At 45.8% G+C, this 1273-nt stretch carries 1 protein-coding gene; it reads left to right on the top strand.

What is annotated here, in order from left to right; all coding sequences use genetic code 11:
• Nucleotides 1-47: 47 nt before the first annotated feature.
• The coding region (locus KDK19_RS13285; protein WP_257292147.1) for a hypothetical protein at nt 48-1273 on the top strand (1226 nt) is incomplete at its 3' end.

Genomic DNA, 1273 nt, shown 5'->3' on the forward strand with positions numbered 1-1273 from the left:
ATAAGTTGACTGAACCTGTAAAAACCAATCCTCATTCGGCTGGGTTTATGCCACTCGCTCAACAATTGCCTCCCCTCCCCATTTGGCCAAGTGACGGAAACAACTGGAATACCGATCCACAGCCCCAGCCTGCCCATAACCTTGTTCTCAGCCCTGTTCAAAAATACCTGCAAAAAAAAAAGGAACTGCTTCGTAAGCTACGATTAAAACGACAATTATCTACTAATAAAAACCAAACAACACTAGCTCGGGTTTTGTCAAACCGGATCATGGTGATTGAAGCGGATCTTATGGATCTGGAAAGGTCAGACCCTGCCACGATTGATCCAGGACTGCTTCAAACATGGCTGGCAGATAATGATCAGGAACTCAGTATTTACCGTGAGATCACTTCTGGTAAAGGTTCTGGCCGTCAGGCGGGTTCCGGGAAAAAGGGTCACCCCTCCCGAACGACTGCAGCATCGTCGACTGCGACAACAGGCGGGTCAGGCCAATCCGGCCAGATTTCCCAAGCCGCCGTCCCTGGCCAGGAAACCGATTCAGAAGACGACAGTGGTAGTGGGGGCGATGACCCACTGAAACCCTCGGCTGAGCAGGACACTGGAAGTTCGGTTGCAACTTGTTCGAAGTGTAACAAGCCACTGAATCAACAAGAATTAAAGCGTATAGCTAATGAGGAATCAGCTTCAGCGTTTTTATGTGACAACTGCCCGCCGGGGACTGAGAGTAAAAAAAATGAACCATTGGAAGAAGTAAAAGAGAATATCGAATACGAATTAACCAATGAAGAATTGGAAAAAGTGCAATCCCTGATGGTGGTATTCGAGAAAGAAAACATCACGGTTAAGTACTCTTTTTACAGGCTGCTTGGTTTCGTAGAGAGAAATTCTTTTAATGGTTTCTTCGATAATGCCATTGCTTTTTTTGGGCACCTTCCTGAAAGCATCAAAAATACTGACGTGCTGACCGACATGCTGAAGAATAGAAAAGAACATATCTCTGATTTTGTCGAACGTAGCCAGGATGAACTCGCATATTTAGCCAGTTTGAATGTATTAACTTCCTTTGCATCCATGAACAATGGCAAAGGTGTGCCCAAACATGAGGAAGTGAAAGCAATACTGAGCTGGCCGGAATGGAAAGACCAGAATGACAATTTCAATACACAGCTGTTCCTCGCCATCTCGTCTATGAATCATAGCAGAGGCTTTCCCAAACATGAGGAAGTGAAAGCGGTGCTGAGCTGGCCTGAATGGAAAGACAAGAATGGCGA

Source organism: Endozoicomonas sp. ONNA1 (assembly GCF_024606325.1).
Classification (GTDB): Bacteria; Pseudomonadota; Gammaproteobacteria; order Pseudomonadales; family Endozoicomonadaceae; genus Endozoicomonas_A.